Below are 19,526 nucleotides of genomic sequence, written 5' to 3'. Positions count from 1 at the left end.
TGTGTCGGAGTCGACCAGGGTGCCCACGGGCGGCCGACCTGCAGGCCGGGTTCGCCCCCGACGGCCCGTCGTGCCGCGTCACCTCAGGGGGATGAGCACCTCGTCCTCGACGGGCGGATCGAGTTCCTGCGGCAGGTTCCCGGTCGCCGAGAAGCAGCGCAGGCGGACGGAGTCCGGGGTGACGTCCAGGCGCAGGAAGCACTTGAAGAACGGCGGACTGTACGTCGCCGACCCCGGCGAGAAGAGCCGGGTGTAGGCCTTGCGCACCGGCAGGCGCAGGCGCGAGGTGCGGTCGGGGCGGCCGCCCGCGCCCAGCAGGCTCGCGACGAGGCGGGTGCGCCGGGTGACACGGGTCGACCCGGCCTGGGCCCGGGTCGGGGGGATGCCGAGACGTTCGGAGACGACGGCGGTCGCCTGGTCCTCGGTGAGCGTGAAGAAGCGCCGCATACGCAGTCGGCGCCCGTAGAGGCGGCTGTAGAAGGCCAGCGAGTCGCCGCGCAGCGGATAGCAGCGGAAGTCGCCCTCGGTGACACCGGCGACGGAGACGCGCGGCATGGTGTGGGTGGCGTGCATGAAGGCCCCGCCGCCACCGGCGACCACGTACTGGATGGTGCGGCCGTCCACCGTCACCGGGTAGCGCTGGTAGTTGTGGATGTCGCCGCCTATCGCGGCCACGTAGTGATGGGCGGGATCGCGCACGATGTCGTCGACCGTGCCGCCGCCGTCGATGGGGCAGGGGTGGTGCTCGGCGTCCACGTACAGGGGGGAGCCGGTGACGAGGATCTTGGGGGTGTCGCCCGTGGAGACCTCGCGGAGCCAGCGGCCCTGCTCGGCGTCCACGGTTCCGAGCAGTCCGGTGTCGATGCCTATGATCCGCACCGGGCCCGCGTCGACGGCCCAGTACGGGCCCGGCTGGACGGCCCGTTGAGCGGGAGCCGAGCGCAACTTCCTCGCCTCCGCCAGGCGTTGTTCGTCGGGGGCGCGGGGCTTGTGCCACAGCAGTGAGCGCCACCAGGCCGACGACAGGCGGCGGGGCGGAGGTGGTGGTGCGAGGGGCGGTGCGTCGCAGAAGACGCGCATGAAACCGTCCAGGTCCTCGTACCAGTCGTGGTTGCCGGGTATCGCGTAGATCGGCGCCTGGTAGTCCTGGTACGGGCGGAAGAACTTCGTGCCGTAGTCGTCGGTGGCGCCGACCGGGTAGATCACGTCGCTGGCGAGTACGGCGAACTCCGTGTCGTGACCTGCCTTCAGGAAGCCCGGCACGACGGCGTACTGCGGGTCGTCGCCCTCGCCGGTGTCTCCGATGACCATGAAGGAGAAGTGGTCCGTGGTGTCGCGTCTCACGACCTTGTCGGCCGGTGCGCCGGCGGCCGTCCGCTGCTCCACCCAGCGGCTTCGGGTGTGGGCCGTCGGGTCGCCGAAGAGGGAGGCGAGGGTGCCGTTCCGGGCGGGCCACAGGGTTTTGGGGTTCACCCAGGACAGCTTCTCCGTCCGTCGCGGCATCAGGTGCGTGTACGCGCCGCGTTCCGTGCTGTCCCAGCCTGCGCCGGCCGCGGTGTCGCGTGAGGATTCAGACATCCGCGAACGTTAACAACGCGGTTGGCTTTGCGGGGTGATCTTCGTGTGCGGGTCGTTGGGGGCGGTGGGGCCGGTCGCGCAGTTCCCCGCGCCCCTTGAGGGCGCCGGGGGTGCGGAGTTGCTTCTCGCCTGCGGGCCGGTGGGGGCTGATCGCGCAGTTCCCCGCGCCCCTAAAAGCGGCCGGGCGCGCGGAGTTGCTTCTCGTCTGCGGGCCGGTGGGGGCTGGCCGCGCAGTTCCTCGCGCCCCTGAAAGTGGCCGGGCGGTGGGGGCTGGGCGCGCAGTTCCTCGCGTCCCTTTGGGGCTGGGGGTGGGCCCGGGTTTTTGGGGGCGCGGGGAACTGCGCAGTCTTTGACGGGTGGGAAGCCGTGCCGCGGGTTCAGGACGGTGGGGGTTACGGGCGGAGCCCCACGCGGTCGTCCGGGATCACGGCAACGCCCATGATCTCGATCATCGCCTCCGGCTGCCACAGCGCCGCGCAGCCGATCCCCGCCATCGCCGGATAGACCGGCCCCGCAAGCTCCCGCCACACCCTCCCGATCTCCTTGCCGTGCGCCTGGTAGTCGGGGATGTCGGTGAGGTAGATGGTCACGCTCACCAGATCCCCCGGCTCCCCGCCCACCTCGCGCAGCGTCGTCAGGACGTTCCCGAACGCCTGCCGGAACTGCTCGACGATCCCACCCGGAACGATCTTCATGTCGGCGTCGAGGGCGGTCTGCCCGCCCAGATGGAGTGTGTTCCCCGCGAGCGTTCCGTGCGAGTAGCCACGGGGCGTCGGCAGCGCTCCCGGATTCACGGCGATGTGAGTCACGTGGCCTCCGTGGGTTCAGGGACGGCGGCCCCGCCGGTCGGACGGGTCGCCTCCGGTCGCGTCCGGCGTGCTGTATTGACAATAAATGACGGTCGTGAAAAAAACGAGATACCACACGAACCGCGCCACCGATCACCCACCGATCACTCACCGATCAGCCCCGATCACCCGCTCCCGAAGCCGCACGACCGGAACGGAGCCAGCCCCCATGGAGCCCGACCTCAGCAAGTACCGCCTGGAGGGTGACGCCTCGATGTACCGGCTGCCCAGCGGGATCGTCGCTCCCGTGGTGACGCGCGCCGGATCGGAGAGCGGGAACACCGCCGACTCCGGCGGGGCCGTCCGGATCTCGGGCGTCAGCATCCAGCACACCCCCGCCACGAAGCTGTGGTTCGGCAAGGTCAGCAACGAACCCGGCTACCGCTCGGTCACCCACCACCACGGCGAGGCCGAGACCGGCGGCTACGTCCTGTCAGGGCGGGCCCGCATCTACTTCGGCGAGAAGTTCGAGGACTACGTCGACATGTCGGAGGGCGACTGGGTCTTCGTCCCGCCGTTCATGCCGCACATCGAGTGCAACCTCTCCCGCAACGAACCACTGACCTGGATGACCACCCGGACGCCGGAGAACATCGTCGTCAACCTGACCGACGTACCCGACGCCGACCTGCGCGACTGGCTCGACCGATGACGCCGGGTCAAGGATCCACATCCAGCGGTACGCCGCCGACCTCGGCCTTCTTCACCGACGCCGTCGCCCTCACACCCACCCCGCCCGAACACTTCGACCTGGCCTTCACCGCCGTCACCCAGCCCTGCCCCTGGCCCAAGGCGTACGGCGGCGACCTGGTCGCGGCGGCGGCAGCGGCGGCGATGCGGTCGGTGACCGACGCCAAGACCCTGCACTCGATGCACAGCTATTTCCTGCGCCCCGCCGACATCGGCGCCCAGGTGCGCTACGAGGTGGAGGTGCTGCGCGACGGCCGCGGCTACAGCACCCGGCAGGTGCGCGGCTACCAGAACGGCAAGCCGCTCTACGTCTGCCTCGCCAACTTCGCCGCGGGGGAGCTCGGCGGCACCTTCCACGCGGAGTTCGCGGAGGTCGTCCCCGACCCGGAGGACCTGCCCAGTTCGGCGGCGTACCTCGAAGAGCGCAGCGGCGGCTCGATGACCGACGAGTCGAAGGCCTACTGGTCCGCCGGCCGCAGCTTCGACATGCGGCACGTGCCCGGCCCGGTGTACCTCACCGTCGAGGACAAACGGCTGCCGCAACAGGCGCTCTGGGTGCGGCCGTTCGACAGGCTGCGTACCGTCGAGGGACTGACCGGAGCCCAACGGGACCTGGCCGCGTTGGCGTACGTCTGCGACTACACGATCCTCGAACCCGTCCTGCGCGTCCTTGACCTGGCCTGGGCCGACCCCGGGCTCGTCACCGCGAGTCTCGACCACGCCATGTGGTTCCACCGCACCGGGCCGGTCGGCGACTGGCTCCTCTACGTCCAGGAAGCGGTCGCCGCCGACGCGGGCCGCGGACTGGGCACCGGCCGCTTCTTCACCCGCGACCACCGCCACCTGGCCACCGTCGTCCAGGAGGGCATGATCCGGCCCGCCTGATCCGCCGCCCGGTACGGCCCGGCCTCGTCCCGAGCGGCCTCGTCCGGTACCGAGCGGCCCCGCCCGGCACCGACGGGCTCCCGGAAGGACTCCTCCGTTGACTCTTCCGCCACCGCTCCCACCTCGCCCCTCCCCACCTCCGTCCTCCTCCCGGCCGCCGTCGTCCTCGGCGTACGAGGACACCTTCGCCCGCGACCATCTCCCGCCCGCGCACCTGTGGCCGACCATCGAGTTCGCCACGCCCGAGCTGCGTCACCCGGAACGCCTCAACGCCGCCTCCGAACTCATCGACCGCCCCACGTCGGTGTTCGGCGCCGACCGCCCGGCGCTGCGCACCCCGGCCGGGGAGACCTGGACCTACGGGCAGTTGAGGACCCGCGCCAATCAGGTCGCCCAGGTGCTCACCGAGGACCTCGGCCTGGTCCCGGGACAGCGGGTTCTGCTGCGCTCACCCAACACCCCGTGGACCGTGGCGAGCTGGCTCGGTGTGCTCAAGGCCGGGGGAGTCGTCGTCACCGTCATGGCCGCGCTGCGCGCCCGCGAGATCGCCCCGGTCGCCGAACGGACCCTGCCCGCGCTCGCCCTGGTCGACCACCGCTGCGCCGAGGACGTCCACGCCGTACGCGACACCGTGCTGCCCTCGCTGCAGGTCGTCGAGTTCGGCGGCGGCGGGCCGGGCGACCTCGTGGCCCGTGCCTCGGCGAAGTCCGGCGAGTTCACCGCCGTGGACACCGCAGCCGACGACGTGGCCCTCCTCGCGCCCACCTCCGGCAGCACCGGCACCCCGAAGATCACCATGCACTGCCACCGGGACGTCCTGGCCATCGACGACACCTTCGGCCGCCAGGTGCTGCGGCTGCTCCCGGACGACCTGGTCGCCTGCAGCGCCCCCTTCGCCTTCACCTTCGGCCTGGGCATGCTCGTCGTCTTCCCGCTGCGCGCCGGCGCCTGCGCGCTGCTGACGGAGGCCGTGACCCCGCCGGGCATGGCGGACCTCGTCGAGCGGCAGGGCGTCACCGTGCTCGCGACGGCGCCCACGGCGTACAAGGCGATCCTGCGCGAGGGGCGCGAACAGCAGCTCGCCGGACTGCGTGTCGGGGTCTCGGCCGGCGAACACATACCCGTCGGCACCTGGGAGCAGTTGCGCGACCGCATCGGACTGCGGGTCGTCGACGGGATCGGCGCCACCGAACTGCTGCACATCTTCATCTCGGCAGCCGGTGACGACATCCGGCCCGGCGCCACCGGAAAACCGGTGCCGGGCTTCCGCGCCACGATCCTCGGCCCCGACGGCACGGAACTGGGCCCCGGCGAGCCGGGCAGGCTGGGCGTCATCGGCCCGGTCGGCTGCCGCTACCTCGACGACGAACGCCAGAAGGACTACGTCGTGAACGGCTGGAACGTCACCGGTGACGTCTTCCACCGCGACGAGGACGGCTACTTCCACTACCACGCCCGCGGCGACAACATGATCGTCTCCTCCGGCTACAACATCGGCGGCCCCGAGGTCGAGGCCGCCATAGACACCCACCCCGACGTCCTGGAGTGCGCCGTGGTCGGCCGCAGCGACGCCGAACGCGGCGAGGTGGTCTGCGCCTTCGTCGTCCTGCGGGACGGTGTGAGCGCTGACGCCGCCAAGGCCAAGGAGATCCAGGACCACGTCAAGCAGGTCATCGCGCCCTACAAGTACCCACGGGACGTGCGGTTCCGCGCGTCCCTGCCGCGCAACGCCAGCGGCAAACTGCAGCGTTTCGCACTCCGCGCGGCCGTCGAGGACGAACAGGCCGGTACGGCCGCCGGCGAGCACTGAAAGAGGAACCCCCGTGAAGATCGCGATCGTTGGCGGTGGCCCCGGCGGCCTCTACTTCGCCGCTCTCATGAAACAGCTCGACCCGTCCCATGAGATCACCGTGTGGGAGCGCAACGCCCCGGACGACACCTTCGGGTTCGGTGTGGTGTTCTCCGACGAGACGCTCGGCGGCATCGAGAACGCGGACCGCGAGTTCGCCGACGCGATGGCCCGCCGCTTCGCGCGCTGGACCGACATCGACATCCACTACCGGGGCCGTACGCACACCGTGGGCGGCCAGGGCTTCGCCGCGATGGGCCGCCGGGAACTGCTCGGACTGCTGCAGCGCCGCTGCCACGACCTCGGTGTGCGCGTCCGCTTCTCCACGGCTGCCCCCGACACCGGCCTCCTGCGTGCCTCGTACGACCTCGTGGTGGGCGCGGACGGGGTCAACTCGCAGGTCAGGGCCGCCCATCAGGACACCTTCCGTCCCACGCTCGACCAGCGGCACAACAAATACATGTGGCTCGGCACCGACCGGGTCTTCGAGGCCTTCCAGTTCTTCGTCAAGCAGACGGAGTGGGGGACCATGCAGGTGCACGGCTACCCCTACTCCGCGACCGGCTCCACCTTCATCGTCGAGATGCACGAGGACGTGTGGCGCCGGGCCGGCTTCGACGCCACCGAGGAGACCGTCTTCGCGCCGGGTGCCTCCGACGAGCGGGCCGTGGAGCGCGTCCGCGGGCTCTTCGCCGAGGAACTGGCCGGACACCGGGTGTTCGCCAACAACTCGAAGTGGCTCGGCTTCACCACCGTACGCAACGAACGCTGGCACCACGACAATCTCGTCCTCGTCGGGGATGCCGCGCACACCGCGCACTTCTCGATCGGATCGGGCACCAAACTGGCGATGGAGGACTCCCTCGCCCTCGCCGCGTGTCTGCACGAACACCCCGATACCGAGAGTGCGTTGGAGGCGTACGAGGTGGAGAGACGCCCTGTTGTGGAGTCCACGCAGCGGGCCGCCCAGGCCTCCCTGGAGTGGTTCGAGAACATCGGCATGTACGCCCACCAGGAGCCGACCCAGTTCTGCTTCAACCTGCTGACCCGGTCCCGCCGCATCACGTACGACAACCTACGCACCCGCGACAGTGAGTTCGCCGACCGGGTCGACGCGGCCTTCGCGGCGTCGCAGGGCCTGCCGGAGACCGCTCCGGCGATGTTCCAGCCCTTTCGGCTCGGGGAGCTGGAGCTGAAGAACCGGGTGATCGTGTCCCCGATGGACATGTACTCGGCCGTCGACGGCGTACCCGGCGACTTCCACCTCGTCCACCTCGGGTCGAAGGCGATGGGCGGCGCAGGACTGGTCATGACGGAGATGGTGTGTGTCTCGCCCGAGGGCCGCATCACGCCCGGCTGCACGGGACTGTGGAGCGACGAACAGCGCGAGTCGTGGGCGCGGATCGTGTCCTTCGTGCACGAGCGCAGCACCGCCCGGATCGGGCTCCAGCTCGGTCACTCCGGCCGCAAGGGCTCCACCCGGATCATGTGGGAGGGCATGGACGACCCGCTGCCGGACGGCAACTGGCAGCCCGTCGGCCCCTCGCCGCTGCCGTACGGCCCCGGATCGGCCGTCCCCCGCGAGCTGGACCGCGCCGACCTGGACGCCCTCGTCGCCGACTTCGTCGCCGCCGCCCGCCGCGGCGCCGAAGCGGGGTTCGACCTGCTGGAACTCCACTGCGCCCACGGCTATTTGCTGTCCTCGTTCCTGTCGCCGACGGCGAACCAGCGCACCGACGAGTACGGCGGTCCGCTGCGGAACCGGCTCCGGTTCCCCCTGGAGGTCTTCGACGCCGTCCGCGCCGCCTGGCCCGCCGAGCGGCCGCTGATCGTACGGATCTCCGCGACGGACTGGGTTCCGGACGGCAACACCGAGCACGACGCCGTGGAGATCGCCCGCGCCTTCATCGCCCACGGCGCGGACGCCATCGACGTCTCCTCCGGGCAGGTCACCAAGGACGAGCGCCCCGCGTACGGCCGCTCGTACCAGACGCCGTTCGCCGACCGCATCCGCCACGAGGTCGCCGCGGCCACCGGCACGGCCGTCATCGCGGTCGGCGCCATCGCGTCCTACGACGACGTGAACTCGATCCTCCTCGCCGGCCGCGCCGACCTGTGCGCCCTCGGCCGCACCCATCTCTACGATCCGCACTGGACCCTGCACGCGGCGGCCGAGCAGGAGTACCGGGACAGTGCCGGCCAGTGGCCGCTCCCGTACCGGGCCGGTGCCCGCAAGCCGCCGAGCGCGCGCACCGACGCCGTCCGCCCACGGCTCTCGCTGCTACGGGCCGGGGGGTCCGCGCAGACCGTGCACCTGCGGTGGGTGCCGTCCCGGGAGGCGGTGACTGTCCTGTGAGGCCTGCACGGGGTGTCTGGGGCACGTTCGGAGAGTGACCGCCGTCCGTGGCTGGTCGCGCAGTTCCCCGCGCCCCTGAGGCGGCGTCCATGCGTGGCTGGGGGCCGCCGGTCCCCGCGCCCCCGAACCGCGCGTCCTAGCCCGACTGGTCGCTGTCCTTCAGGGCGCCCCAGCCGTGCCACCGGTCGACCTCGATGAAGGCGCTGACCCGGTCGCGGACGCGGTCGGGGTAGGCCTCTCCGGTGTAGTGCCGGGAGACGCGGTCGATGTCGACCAGGCCCTCGTCGTCCTTCATGTCCGTCACCTGGCCCAAGAGGGTGACATGGGTGTACCAGTCGTCCCCGTCGAGGACGGTGAGGGTCACCCGGGGGTCGCGGCGCAGGTGTTTCAGGCGCACCCGGCCCAGGTCCATGCTGATCAGCGCGCGGTCGTCCTCCCACAGGTACCAGGTGGGTGTGGACACGGGAGCACCGTCCGAACGCACTGTGGCGATGACGGCCGCGTTCGGACGGCTCAGCAGTTCGACGGCCTCGGGCGGAAGCGGCGGCTTGGACATGTGCACTCCTCCATCTGGGCGGGCCCGCAGGGTGAGGACCTCCCGCGAATGCATCCTCATGCCCCGCGTTCACCCCCGCCACTCGGCGTTCCCGCCCTTCGGCGCCGCCTCCGCCCCGGGCGGGCGCCCGGCCGTCAGGGCTTCACGGCCACCGCGCCGAACTGCGGAACCGTCACGGGGGAGCCGGTGCCGGGGTGCCAGTGCGTGCAGGAGACCAGGCCCGGTGCGAGGAACTCCAGACCGTCGAAGAAGGCGGTGACCTCCGCGCGGGTGCGGGCGGTGATCGGCGGGGTGGCGTTCTCGTTCCAGAACGTCATCGCCGCCACGTTGCCCTCGCCGCCGAGGTCGGGGTCGGTGGTGGGATGCGTGAGGACCAGGTAGCTGCCGGAGGGGACCGCCGCCAGGACCTGGCGCACGATGTCCTGGGCCTTGTGGGTGTCGAGGACGAAGTTGAGGATGCCCAGCATCATCACCGCGACGGGCCGGTCGAGGTCCAGGGTCGCCGAGGCGCGCTCGATGATGCCCTCGGGGTGGTGGACGTCGGCGTCGATGTAGTCGGTGGCGCCCTCACGCGTGCTGGTCAGCAGGGTCCGCGCGTGGGCCAGCACGATCGGGTCGTTGTCGACGTACACGATGCGCGCGTCGGGCGCGGACCGCTGAGCTATCTCGTGCGTGTTGTCCAGGGTCGGCAGACCGGTGCCGATGTCGAGGAACTGCCGTACCCCGCGCTCCTCGACCAGATGGCGGACCGCGCGTCCCAGGAACTCCCGGTCGGCGCGGGCCACATCGCGGATCACCGGGAACATTCCGGCGACCTGGTCGCCGACGGCCTGGTCGACCTCGTAGTTGTCCTTGCCGCCGATCCAGTAGTTCCAGACCCGGGCGTTGTGCGCCACGCCGGTGTTGAGCCTCCCGGAACCGCTGGACGGGGCCTGGTTCTCACTCATGTCTTTCCTCTCCCGGACGCTTCCGGACCCACGCGGACTCCCCGCGCCGGTCCTGGGCGTCTGCGGCCGCCGTGGCGGCACCCAACCGTCGTCCCCGCCATTCTGCCGCGTGGTGATCACGCCGTCCCAGGAATCCGCCACGCCTGCCCACAAAGCTTTCTTGATCACTTTGAACGATTCAAATCGGAGGGTGTGACCCTGTCAACATCCCTTCGTGTGCGAACCCTTGACGCATGTGGTGTGCACACTTACCGTCTCCCGCGGACGACATAAAACGATTCAACTCTCCTTGGTCCGCCACCCCTGCTTTCCGTCTGGTACGTCCCCTGCCCGGAAGGAGCACGGCGTCTTGCCCGCACCGCACGACATGCCTCGCCCGTCCCGCCGCCAGATCCTGGCCGCCGCGTCCGCGGCGGCCGCAGCCACCTCTCTCGCGCAGCTCGCTCCGGAAGAGGCCGCGGCCGCGACGGCCGGACCGCGGCCGGTCCTCACCGCCTTCCGGCTGTCCGACGTCCGGCTGCTGGAGAGCCCGTTCCTCGCCAACATGCGGCGCACCTGCGCGTATCTGCTCTTCGTCGACACCGACAGGCTGCTGCACACCTTCCGGCTGAACGTGGGACTGCCCTCCACCGCCGAACCCTGTGGCGGCTGGGAGGCGCCGGGCATCCAGCTGCGCGGCCACACCACCGGACATCTGCTCAGCGCGCTGGCCCAGGCGTACGCCAACACCGGTGACGACGCCTACGCGGCCAAGGCCCGTTCCCTGGTGTCGGCACTCGCCGAGTGCCAGCGGGCGGCCCCGGCGGCCGGGTACCGCGCCGGATATCTGTCCGCGTTCCCCGAGTCCGTCTTCGACCAGCTGGAGGCGGGCGGTAAGCCCTGGGCCCCGTACTACACCCTCCACAAGATCATGGCGGGGCTGCTGGACCAGTACGAACTGGCCGGTGACCAGCAGGCGTTGGACGTGCTGCTGGACATGGCGGCCTGGGCGGACGCCCGCACCGCGCCGCTCTCCGCCGAGCGGATGCAGACGGTGCTGAAGGTCGAGTTCGGCGGTATGAACGACGTACTCGCCCGCCTCCATCTGGTGACGGGCGACCCGGCGCACCTGCGGACCGCCCGGCGCTTCGACCACGAGGAGCTGTACGCCCCGCTGGCCGCGGGACGGGACGAACTAGCGGGCCGCCACGCCAACACCGAGATAGCCAAGATCGTGGGAGCGGTCCCGAGCTACGAGGCCACGGGGGAGAGACGCTACCTCGACATCGCCGACCACTTCTGGACGACAGTCGTGCGGGACCATTCGTACGCCATCGGGGGCAACTCCAACCAGGAGCTGTTCGGGCCGCCCGGCGAGATCGTGAGCCGCCTGTCCGAGGTGACCTGCGAGAACTGCAACAGCTACAACATGCTCAAGCTCGGCCGGCACCTGTTCCTGCACCGCCCCTCCCGCTCGGCGTACATGGACCACTACGAGTGGACCCTCTGCAACCAGCTGCTCGGGGAGCAGGATCCCGACTCCGCGCACGGGTTCGTCACGTACTACACCGGGCTGTGGGCGGGTTCGGAGCGGCAGCCCAAGGGCGGTCTCGGTTCGGCGCCCGGCAGTTACAGCGGGGACTACGACAACTTCTCCTGCGACCACGGCTCCGGTCTGGAGACCCACACCAAGTTCGCCGACAGCATCTACTTCCGTACGCGTGACTCCCGCGGCCCCTCGCTCTACGTCAACCTGTTCATTCCCTCCGAACTACGGTGGCGGGAGGCCGGTGTGACGATACGTCAGGACACCGAATACCCCACGGCCGACCGCACCCGCCTCACCGTCACCCGGGGAGACGCCCGCTTCACACTGCGGCTGCGGGTCCCCGCCTGGGTCGCGGACGGCGGCCGGGAACCCCGGCTTGAGGTCAACGGCCGCCCCTTCCCGGGCCGGCTGAAGCCGGGCACGTACGCCGCCGTGGAACGGCACTGGCGCGCCGGGGACACCGTGGAACTTGTGCTGCCCCGACGGCCCGTCTGGACGGCCGCCCCCGACAACCCGCAGGTGAAGGCAGTCTCGTACGGGCCCCTGGTCCTCGCGGGGGAGTACGGCGACACCGCGCTCGCCACCCTCCCCGCGATCCGGCCCGAGACCCTGCGTCCGGTGTCCGGCGGCGGCAGGGCGTTCACCGCTCTCGCCGACGGGCGTCAGGTGTCACTGCGCCCGTTCCACGAGGTGCACCACCAGCGTTACAACGTCTACTGGGCCGTGCAGCCGCGACCGGCACGCGAACGTGACATCGCGCGCTACCCCTTCGACGAAGGGACCGGCACCTCGGCGGCCGACCGTACCCGCACCTTCGCCGACGCGGCGCTCGCGTCGGGCGCCACCTGGACAGAAGCAGAAGCAGCAGTCGGCGGCGTGCGGTCCGTGTTCCTGGACGGGAAGGGCGCCCATGTCGTCCTGCCGGCCGGGCTGCCCAGCGGACTCGACGAGCTGACCGTCAGTGTCCGGGTCCGCGTGGACACCCTGACCGCCTCCGCCCGCGTCTTCGACCTGGGCTACCACAAGGACACCTACCTGTTCCTGGCCGCGACCACCGGAGCCCGGCGCGCCCGCGCCGCCCTGAAGATCGCCGGCATGGAGTCGGAGGACGTCATCGACGCGGGCGGCCCGCTCCCCGTCGGCCAGTGGGTCCATGTGGCCCTCACCCTCGGCGGCGGCACCGGTGTCCTCTACCTCGACGGTGTCGAGGCGGGACGCAACGACGCCCTGGTCGCGAGCCCGCTCCTGCTCGGCGCGAGCACCCGCAACTACCTGGGCCGCTCCCAGAACACCACCCATCCGTATCTGCACGGCGCGGTCCGTGACTTCCGTCTGCACAACCGGGCCCTGAGCGCGTCCGACGTGGCACGCCTGGCAGCCGGCTGACCCGCCGTCTCCGGTGCTCCACCGGGCACCGGCCCCCCTCATCCACCCGATCACCCGGATTCCCCAGTACACCGTTCCGCCCGGCGGGCGCCCCCGTGCCCGCCGTTCACGCAGGAGTTCAACCATGTCCCACATGTCTCACGACGACCTGTCCAGACGCCGTTTCGTGGCCGCGGCCGGTGCCGCGGGCACCGTTCTCGCGGTCGGCCTGCCCGACGCCGCCCTCGCCGCCGACAAGGCGGCCACGGGCACCGCCGGTACGGCCGCCGACGCCCAACACGCCTTCTCCGCACGGCACTTCGCCGATCCCCGACGGGACAGCAGACCGACCGTCTACTGGTACTGGAACGGGCCCGTCACCCCCGAACTCGTCGACCGGCAGATGGCGGACCTGCGGGACAAGGGCATGTACGAGGTGGTGCTCTTCCCGTTCGACAACGCCGAGATGCAGCCGGTGTTCTTCACCGAGGAATGGTTCGACATCGTCGGCCACGTACTGCGCACCGCCGAACGCACCGGTATGCGGGTGTGGCTGTTCAACGACGACCACTTCCCCAGCGGCCGCGCGGGGGAGTACATCGTCAAGGGCGGCACGGTCGGCTCCCGTACGTACAAGCCGCGGCCCGAACTTCGCCTGAAGGCACTCTGGCGCTCGACCACCGTCGTCGAGGGCCCCGCCACCGTCGACCTGCGCCGCAGCAGCGGGGTGGGCGTGGCCGCCGGACAACTGGTCGCCGACGCGGCCGTGCTCGACGGCGCCGCCGTACTGCGCGGCGGCGAGGGCTGGACGGACTACACCGTCACCGCCAGCGCCAAGGCCGACCACACCGCGGCCGGTCTCGTCGTCCGCGCCTCGGCCGACGGACTCGACGGGTACGCCGTCACCTTCGACCAGACCGGAGTCGTCACCGTCCTGCGTCTCGCACGCGCGGCGGACCCCGTCGAACTGCTGCGCAGCACCCGCACCGACGGCTTCAACAAGACCAAGTTCCACACGGTGGCCGTCACCGTCCGCGCGGGCACCCTGTCCGTCACCCTCGACGGCAAGGACAAGGGCACGGTCACCGACGACCGGTACGCGACCGGCGGGGCGGGCGTACGGGCCGTCGCCGACCAGCGCTCCCTGTGGGACACCTTCACGGTCACGGGCGCCGACGGCACCTCGCTGCACACCACGGCCTTCGACGACCCGGCCGACGCGGGGGACTTCCCCGAGCGCGCCCGACTCGCCGCCGACGCCACGGCCGTCGCCGCCGCGGCCCGCCCCGTGGGCGCCGCCGAAGCCACCGAAGTCGTCGACCTGACAGGCCGGTTGAGCGGCTCGCACGCCTGGCAGGTCCCGGCGGGCCGCTGGCAGCTCGACCTGTTCGGCGGCTCCCCGCTCGTCGACGACAGCCAGGGCTACAGCCGCAGTTACGTCGACCTGCTCGACGACGAGCCCGTGGAACTGTTCCTCGACATCGTCCCGGGCGAGTACCACCGCCGTTTCCGCCGCTACTTCGGTACGGTCATCCCCGGCTTCTGGGACGACGAGCCGTTCTTCGCCTCGGCCGAGGCACACTTCAAGCGCCTGCCCTGGTCGCCCACCCTCGACAAGGCACTGCGCGCGGTGGACGTCGAGCCGGGTGTCGCCTACGCCGCCGCCTTCGACGACCTGGGCCGCGACGGCCGGATCGCCCGGGGCCGCTACTGGCAGGCCGTGTCCAACCGCTTCGCCCGCTCCTTCCAGAAGCAGGCCCGCTGGTACGAGCAGCGCGACGTCGCCCTCATCACCAACCCGCTCTACGACGAGACGTCCCCGGCCAAACGCATCCCCTCCACCGGAGACCTGCACAAGGTCAACCAGTGGGCGCATGTGCCCGGCGGGGACATCATCACCGCCGAGTACGTGGCCGGTGAGCCCACCATGATCCCCCGTAACCCGGTGTCCGTCGCGCATCAAATGGGCCGGGAGCGCGCCCTGTTGGAGATGTTCGGCAACATGGGCTGGCAGGTCACGCCCGGGTTCGTGCACACCACCGTCGGCGCGCAGGCCGCCCGGGGTGTCAACCTGACCGTCCTGCACGCCCTGTGGACCGACGAGGTCCGCGTCTACTTCCCGCCGCCGTTCGGTCCGCGTGCCCCCTGGTGGTGGGCGATGCGGCCGCTCGCCGAGTGGATCGGCCGCGTGATGGAGGCCGGACGGGGCACGTCCGGGGCCCGTACCGCCGTACTGCAGCCGCAGCGCGCCGCCGAGCAGTGGACCGGCACCGACCGGCAGGGCGACGTCGACGGCGCGCTGTCCGACACCGCCTACGCGCTGGAGCGGGCCCAGGTCGACTTCGACCTCGTCCACGAGGGCGCCCTCAGCGGTGACCCGGACCTGCTCGCCCACGCCGACGTCCGCGCCGGCCGGCTGACCGTGGGCGCGGCCCGCTACGACCTGGTGGTGGTGCCCGTGACACCCACCCTGGACGTGGCCTCTATACGTGTCCTCGCGGAGTTCGCGCGGGCCGGCGGTACCGTCGTGGCCGTCGGCACCCTGCCCGCCGAGGAGGCGGCCCACAAGGACCGGTCCCTGGCCCGCGCCATGACCGACCTGTTCGGCGAGCGGCTCCCCGGCCGCCGACCGGTCGGCCGCGGGCACGTTGTACGGGTCGCCGACGTGGAGGGCCTGCGCGACGCGACCCATGAGGCAGGGGTCGCCGCGGCGGTGCTGGAGCCGGCTCAGGACGCGGTACGCGTCATACGGGTCCACCGCGGCGAGGACACCGCCTTCATCGTCAACAACGAGGGCGGCGAGTACGTCGGGACGACCGCGACCCTGCCGGCCACCGGCGTTCCCGAGCTGTGGGACCCCGCGACGGGCAGCACCGGCACCGTGCCCGTCCACCGGAGCGGCAAGAACGGCATCCAACTGCCCCTGACCCTGGAGCCGTACCAGACCCGGATCGTCGTCGTGCGCCACGACGCACGGGCGGTCCCGCACCTGACGGCCTCCCCGCTGCCCGTCCTCGCGGTCGAGCGGCACGGGAAGGGCCTGCGGGCGACCGTGGAGGCCACGGCGCCCGGCAGCCACCGGTTCACCGGCACCGACGGCACCCGTACGTACCGGGGCGCGGCCCGCACCGATGACCCCCTCGCCCCGGTCACCGTGGACGGCGACTGGACCCTCACCCTGGAACGCGAAGGATCCACCCCGGTCACCGGGCCCCTGGGCAGCTGGGTCGAACACGACCGGCTCTTCTCCGGCAGCGGCACGTACACCAAGGACCTCGACGTCGAGCGCGCGCTCCTCGACGGGCGCCGCGTCCTGCTCGACCTCGGCGACGTCCGTGACGTGGCGGCCGTCACCCTCAACGGCACCGCGCTCCCGCCGCTGCTGTGGGCGCCATGGACCGTCGACATCACCCGCCTGGTGAAGCCCGGCCGCAACTCCCTCGCCGTCCGCGTCGCCAACACGCTCTCCAACGAGCGCAACAAGCCCCTGCCGTCCGGGCTGCTCGGCCCGGTGACCCTGCGCTTCCGACGCCACCTCACCGTCGACCTCACCCGCGACTGACCCCTCGAACCTCCCCCGCACGCACTTCATGGAGCCCTCATGCCCAGACCCCGTTCGCGACCGCGCCCCCGCAGCGGACACCGGCGGCCCGTACCCGTACTCTTCGCCGGACTGACCGCGTTCGCCACCGTGCTCGCCGGCGCCGTCACCGCCGACGCCACCACCGGAAACAGCGCCACCATCACCCCCGACCGACTGCGCACCCAGCACCTGAGCCAGGCCCTGGGCATCGACGACACGACACCCGAGCTCAGCTGGGAGACCGAGGCCCGCGCCACGAACACCCGCCAGGCCGCCTACCGCGTCCAGGCGGCCAGTTCGCCGGAGCTGCTGCGCCGCGGCAGGCCCGACCTGTGGGACTCGGGCAAGGTCCGCTCCACGGTGCCCGAGACCACCTACGCGGGGAAGAAGCTGGGCTCCCGCGACCGCGTGTACTGGCGGGTCATGCTCTGGTCCTCGCACGGGTCGCGCGACTCCGGCTGGAGCGACACCGCCGTCTTCGAGACCGGGCTGACCCGGCAGTCGGACTGGAACACCGGCGGCGACGCCCGGTGGATCACACACCCTGACTGGCGGCTGAGCGAGCGCACGGTCGAGCCCGTCGTCGTCAAGGTCCCCCGCACCACGGCCCGTTACGTACGGCTGGACGTCACCAAGCTGGGTCTGCCCCTGGAGGAGGCCTTCCCCGAGCGCACCTGGCGCGTGCAGCTCGGCGAGATCGACGTGCGTGACTCCGCGACCTCCGCCACCGGCCTCGCCCGCGGCGCCGCGGTGACCGCCTCCGAGACCAACACCCTGCGCAAGACCTGGGAGCCGGCCCTCGCCGTCGACGGTCTCCCCAACAGCGCCCTGCAGACGGCCGCCGGCTACGCGAGCGCCGCCCACACCGGCGCCGACGTCTCCGGCACACCCGTGGTCCTCACCCTCGACCTCAAGGCGGCGAAGACCTTCGACGAGGTGGCCCTGTATCCGCGCGCCGACGTCCTCACCGCGGACGGCCGCGTCCCCAACTTCCCCGTGGACTACGCCCTTTCGAGCGGCGACAGTGCCACAGGGCCGTTCGCCGCGCTCGCCGACGTGGACGGGCAGAAGGCTCCCGAGCCCTATCTCCCGGCCGGACTGCCCCTGCTCACAGACGACTTCAAGCTCCCCAAGAAGGTGCGCAGCGCCCGCCTGTACATCGGGGGACTGGGCATCTACGACGCGACCCTCAACGGCGAACCGGTGGGCGACGCCGTCCTGGAGCCCGCCAACACCGACTACGCGGAACGCGTCCAGTACGCCACCTACGACGTCACCGACCGCCTGAGGGCCGGCGCCAACACCCTCGGTGTGGCCCTCGGCAACGGCATGTCCAACGTCGTCAGCACCGCCGACCGCTACCGCAAGCTGTACGGCAACCTCAGCGACCCCAAGCTGATCGCCCGACTTGAAGTGACCCTGGCCGACGGCAGCGTCCGTACCGTCACCAGCGGCGACGACTGGCGGACCACCCTCGGACCCACCACCTCCTCCAACTGGTACGGCGGCGAGGACTACGACGCCCGCCGCGAGAGTGCCCACTGGGACGAGCCGAGCGGTGACCGCCGGGGCTGGGACAAGGCCGTCACCGTGGCCGGCCCCGGCACGGCCGAGAAACCCGCCGTGCTCAGCGCCCGCGAGACCGAACCCATCAGAGTCGTCGAGACCCTCAAGGGCAAGGAGGTCGAAGGCGCCGCCGGCAGCAGGGTGTTCGACCTGGGCCGCAACATCGCCGGCTGGCCCGAGATCACCGTCAGCGCGCCCGCGGGCACGGCCGTCCGTGTCCACCCGGCCGAAAGCCTCAAGGACGGGCACGCCTTCCAGTCCATCAGCAATGTGGGCTCACCCCTGTGGGACAGCTACACCACCCGGGGCGCCCGCACCGAGACCTGGCACCCGCGCTTCAGCTACCACGGCTTCCGCTACCTGGAGTTGAGGGGCGTCCCCGAGGGCGCGACCGTGACCGTACGCGGCAAGGTGCTGCGCACCGACAACACCTCGGCCGGTGACTTCAGCAGCTCCGACCCGCTCGTCAACGACATCCACTCGCTGATCCGGCGGGCCATCGAGGGCAACATGATGAGTGTCCTCACCGACTGCCCCAGCCGGGAGAAACTGGGCTGGCTGGAGCAGAACCAGCTCGTGTTCCCGGCACTCGCGGGCAACTACGACATGCGCTCCTACCTGCGCAAGATCGTGCGTGACATGGCCGACGCGCAGACCACGGACGGGCTGATCCCCAGCACCGTGCCCGAGTACACGAGTCTGCCCGGCGCCTACCGCAACGACTCCAACTGGGGCGGCGCGTTCGTCCTCGTCCCCTGGCAGCTCTACACGACCTACGGGGACCGGGACACGATGGCCACGTACTACCCGCGGATGCGGCAGTACGCGGACTTCCTCCAGACACAGGTCACCGGCGGCATCCTCGACTACGGGCTCGGCGACTGGTTCACCCCGGACCGCACCTTCCCGCGCGCGGTCGCGGGCACCTACGGCTACTGGCGGGTGCTCGACGCGCTCAGCAGCACGGCAGCCGTCCTCGGTGACCAGGAAGCGGCCGACACCTACCGGGCGAAGGCCGACGCGAGTGCCACCGCCCTGGCCGCCAAGTACTACGACTCCGCCACGGGCACCTTCGGCGGCGGAGGACAGGGCGCCGAGGCCCTAGCCCTCGACATGGGCGCGTACCCGGCGGGGGAGAAGGACCGGCTGCTCGGCCACTTCACCGGCGCCGTCGAGAACGCGGACTACCACCTGACCCTCGGCGAGATCTCGCTGCCCGCCGCGTTCCGCGTCCTGTCGGCCAACGGCCGCGACGACATCGTCCACAAGATAGCCACGCAGACGACCAGCCCGAGCTACGGCTACCAGGTGCGCGCCGGCAACACCACGCTCGGCGAGTCCTGGGACGGCGGACCCGGCCAGTCGCAGAACCACTTCATGCTCGGCGCCATCGACTCCTGGTTCACCACCCGGGTCGCGGGCATCGGCCAGACCGCCGGCTCGGTCGGTTACTCCGAACTCCTCATCGACCCGGCCGTCGAGGGCGACCTGACCTCGGCGACCGGCTCGTACCGCACTCCGTACGGGGTCGCGCGGACCGGGTGGAAGCGGGACGGCGGCCGGTTCCGCCTCACCGTGGACGTGCCGGCGGGGAGCACGGCGGAGGTGCATGTGCCCCTGTTCGGCGGCAGGGCCACCGCGCCCGCCGGGATACGTCCGGTGCGTACGGAGCAGGGCGAGGCGGTGTACGAGGTCGGCTCCGGCAGCTGGACCTTCCGCTCGACCGCGTCATAGTGCGGCTGCCGGGTGCCCCGGGAAGGAATCCCGGGGCACCC

The 19,526-nt window shown here is 71.3% G+C and carries 11 protein-coding genes; 7 read left to right on the top strand and 4 right to left on the bottom strand.

Features of this window, described 5'->3' with window-relative positions; translation table 11 throughout:
• Nucleotides 1-78: 78 nt before the first annotated feature.
• Both C6Y14_RS15975 and C6Y14_RS15970 read right to left on the bottom strand, forming a co-directional pair.
• A complete protein-coding gene (locus C6Y14_RS15975) occupies nucleotides 79-1,578 on the bottom strand; it encodes a metallophosphoesterase family protein (RefSeq protein WP_107017321.1) in 1,500 nt (499 codons plus the stop codon).
• Nucleotides 1,579-1,970: 392 nt separating this feature from the next.
• Complete coding sequence (locus C6Y14_RS15970; RefSeq protein ID WP_107017320.1) at nucleotides 1,971-2,387, bottom strand: RidA family protein; 417 nt, start codon at nucleotides 2,385-2,387, stop codon at nucleotides 1,971-1,973.
• A 208-nt stretch (nucleotides 2,388-2,595) separates the two neighbouring features.
• Here C6Y14_RS15970 and C6Y14_RS15965 point away from each other — a divergent pair, with 208 nt between their 5' ends.
• From C6Y14_RS15965 to C6Y14_RS15950, 4 genes are all read left to right on the top strand, one after another.
• A complete protein-coding gene (locus C6Y14_RS15965) occupies nucleotides 2,596-3,078 on the top strand; it encodes a cupin domain-containing protein (RefSeq protein ID WP_107017319.1) in 483 nt (160 codons plus the stop codon).
• A complete protein-coding gene (locus tag C6Y14_RS15960) occupies nucleotides 3,075-4,001 on the top strand; it encodes an acyl-CoA thioesterase (RefSeq protein ID WP_107017318.1) in 927 nt (308 codons plus the stop codon). The genes C6Y14_RS15965 and C6Y14_RS15960 overlap by 4 nt, the downstream gene beginning before the upstream one ends.
• Nucleotides 4,002-4,098: 97 nt before the next feature.
• Nucleotides 4,099-5,811, top strand: coding sequence for an AMP-binding protein (locus C6Y14_RS15955; protein WP_107017317.1), 1,713 nt, complete (start codon nucleotides 4,099-4,101; stop codon nucleotides 5,809-5,811).
• Nucleotides 5,812-5,824: 13 nt separating this feature from the next.
• Nucleotides 5,825-8,206, top strand: a complete 2,382-nt coding sequence (locus C6Y14_RS15950) for a bifunctional salicylyl-CoA 5-hydroxylase/oxidoreductase (RefSeq protein WP_107017316.1) — start codon at nucleotides 5,825-5,827, stop codon at nucleotides 8,204-8,206.
• A 136-nt stretch (nucleotides 8,207-8,342) separates the two neighbouring features.
• On the opposite strand, the gene C6Y14_RS15945 is transcribed toward C6Y14_RS15950, so the two are convergent.
• Nucleotides 8,343-8,762 (bottom strand): PPOX class F420-dependent oxidoreductase, encoded by a 420-nt coding sequence (locus C6Y14_RS15945; protein ID WP_107017315.1) that lies wholly within the window; start codon nucleotides 8,760-8,762, stop codon nucleotides 8,343-8,345.
• A gap of 134 nt (nucleotides 8,763-8,896) precedes the next feature.
• Nucleotides 8,897-9,709, bottom strand: coding sequence for an SAM-dependent methyltransferase (locus C6Y14_RS15940; RefSeq protein WP_107017314.1), 813 nt, complete (start codon nucleotides 9,707-9,709; stop codon nucleotides 8,897-8,899).
• A gap of 349 nt (nucleotides 9,710-10,058) precedes the next feature.
• Between C6Y14_RS15940 and C6Y14_RS15935 the strand changes: the two genes are divergently transcribed.
• The 3 genes from C6Y14_RS15935 (at nucleotide 10,059) to C6Y14_RS15925 (ending at nucleotide 19,485) form a co-directional block, all read left to right on the top strand.
• Nucleotides 10,059-12,623, top strand: a complete 2,565-nt coding sequence (locus C6Y14_RS15935; protein ID WP_107017313.1) for a glycoside hydrolase family 127 protein — start codon at nucleotides 10,059-10,061, stop codon at nucleotides 12,621-12,623.
• 124 nt (nucleotides 12,624-12,747) lie between these two features.
• Entirely contained in the window at nucleotides 12,748-16,164 is a 3,417-nt protein-coding gene (locus C6Y14_RS15930) for a glycosyl hydrolase (RefSeq protein WP_225891103.1), read from the top strand.
• A gap of 39 nt (nucleotides 16,165-16,203) precedes the next feature.
• Nucleotides 16,204-19,485 (top strand): family 78 glycoside hydrolase catalytic domain, encoded by a 3,282-nt coding sequence (locus C6Y14_RS15925; protein WP_107017312.1) that lies wholly within the window; start codon nucleotides 16,204-16,206, stop codon nucleotides 19,483-19,485.
• The last annotated feature ends 41 nt before the right edge of the window (nucleotides 19,486-19,526 follow it).

This window comes from Streptomyces dioscori (assembly GCF_003024195.1).
GTDB classification, from domain to species: Bacteria; Actinomycetota; Actinomycetes; order Streptomycetales; family Streptomycetaceae; genus Streptomyces; species Streptomyces dioscori.
This window is presented reverse-complemented; position numbering and strand designations above follow the sequence as displayed.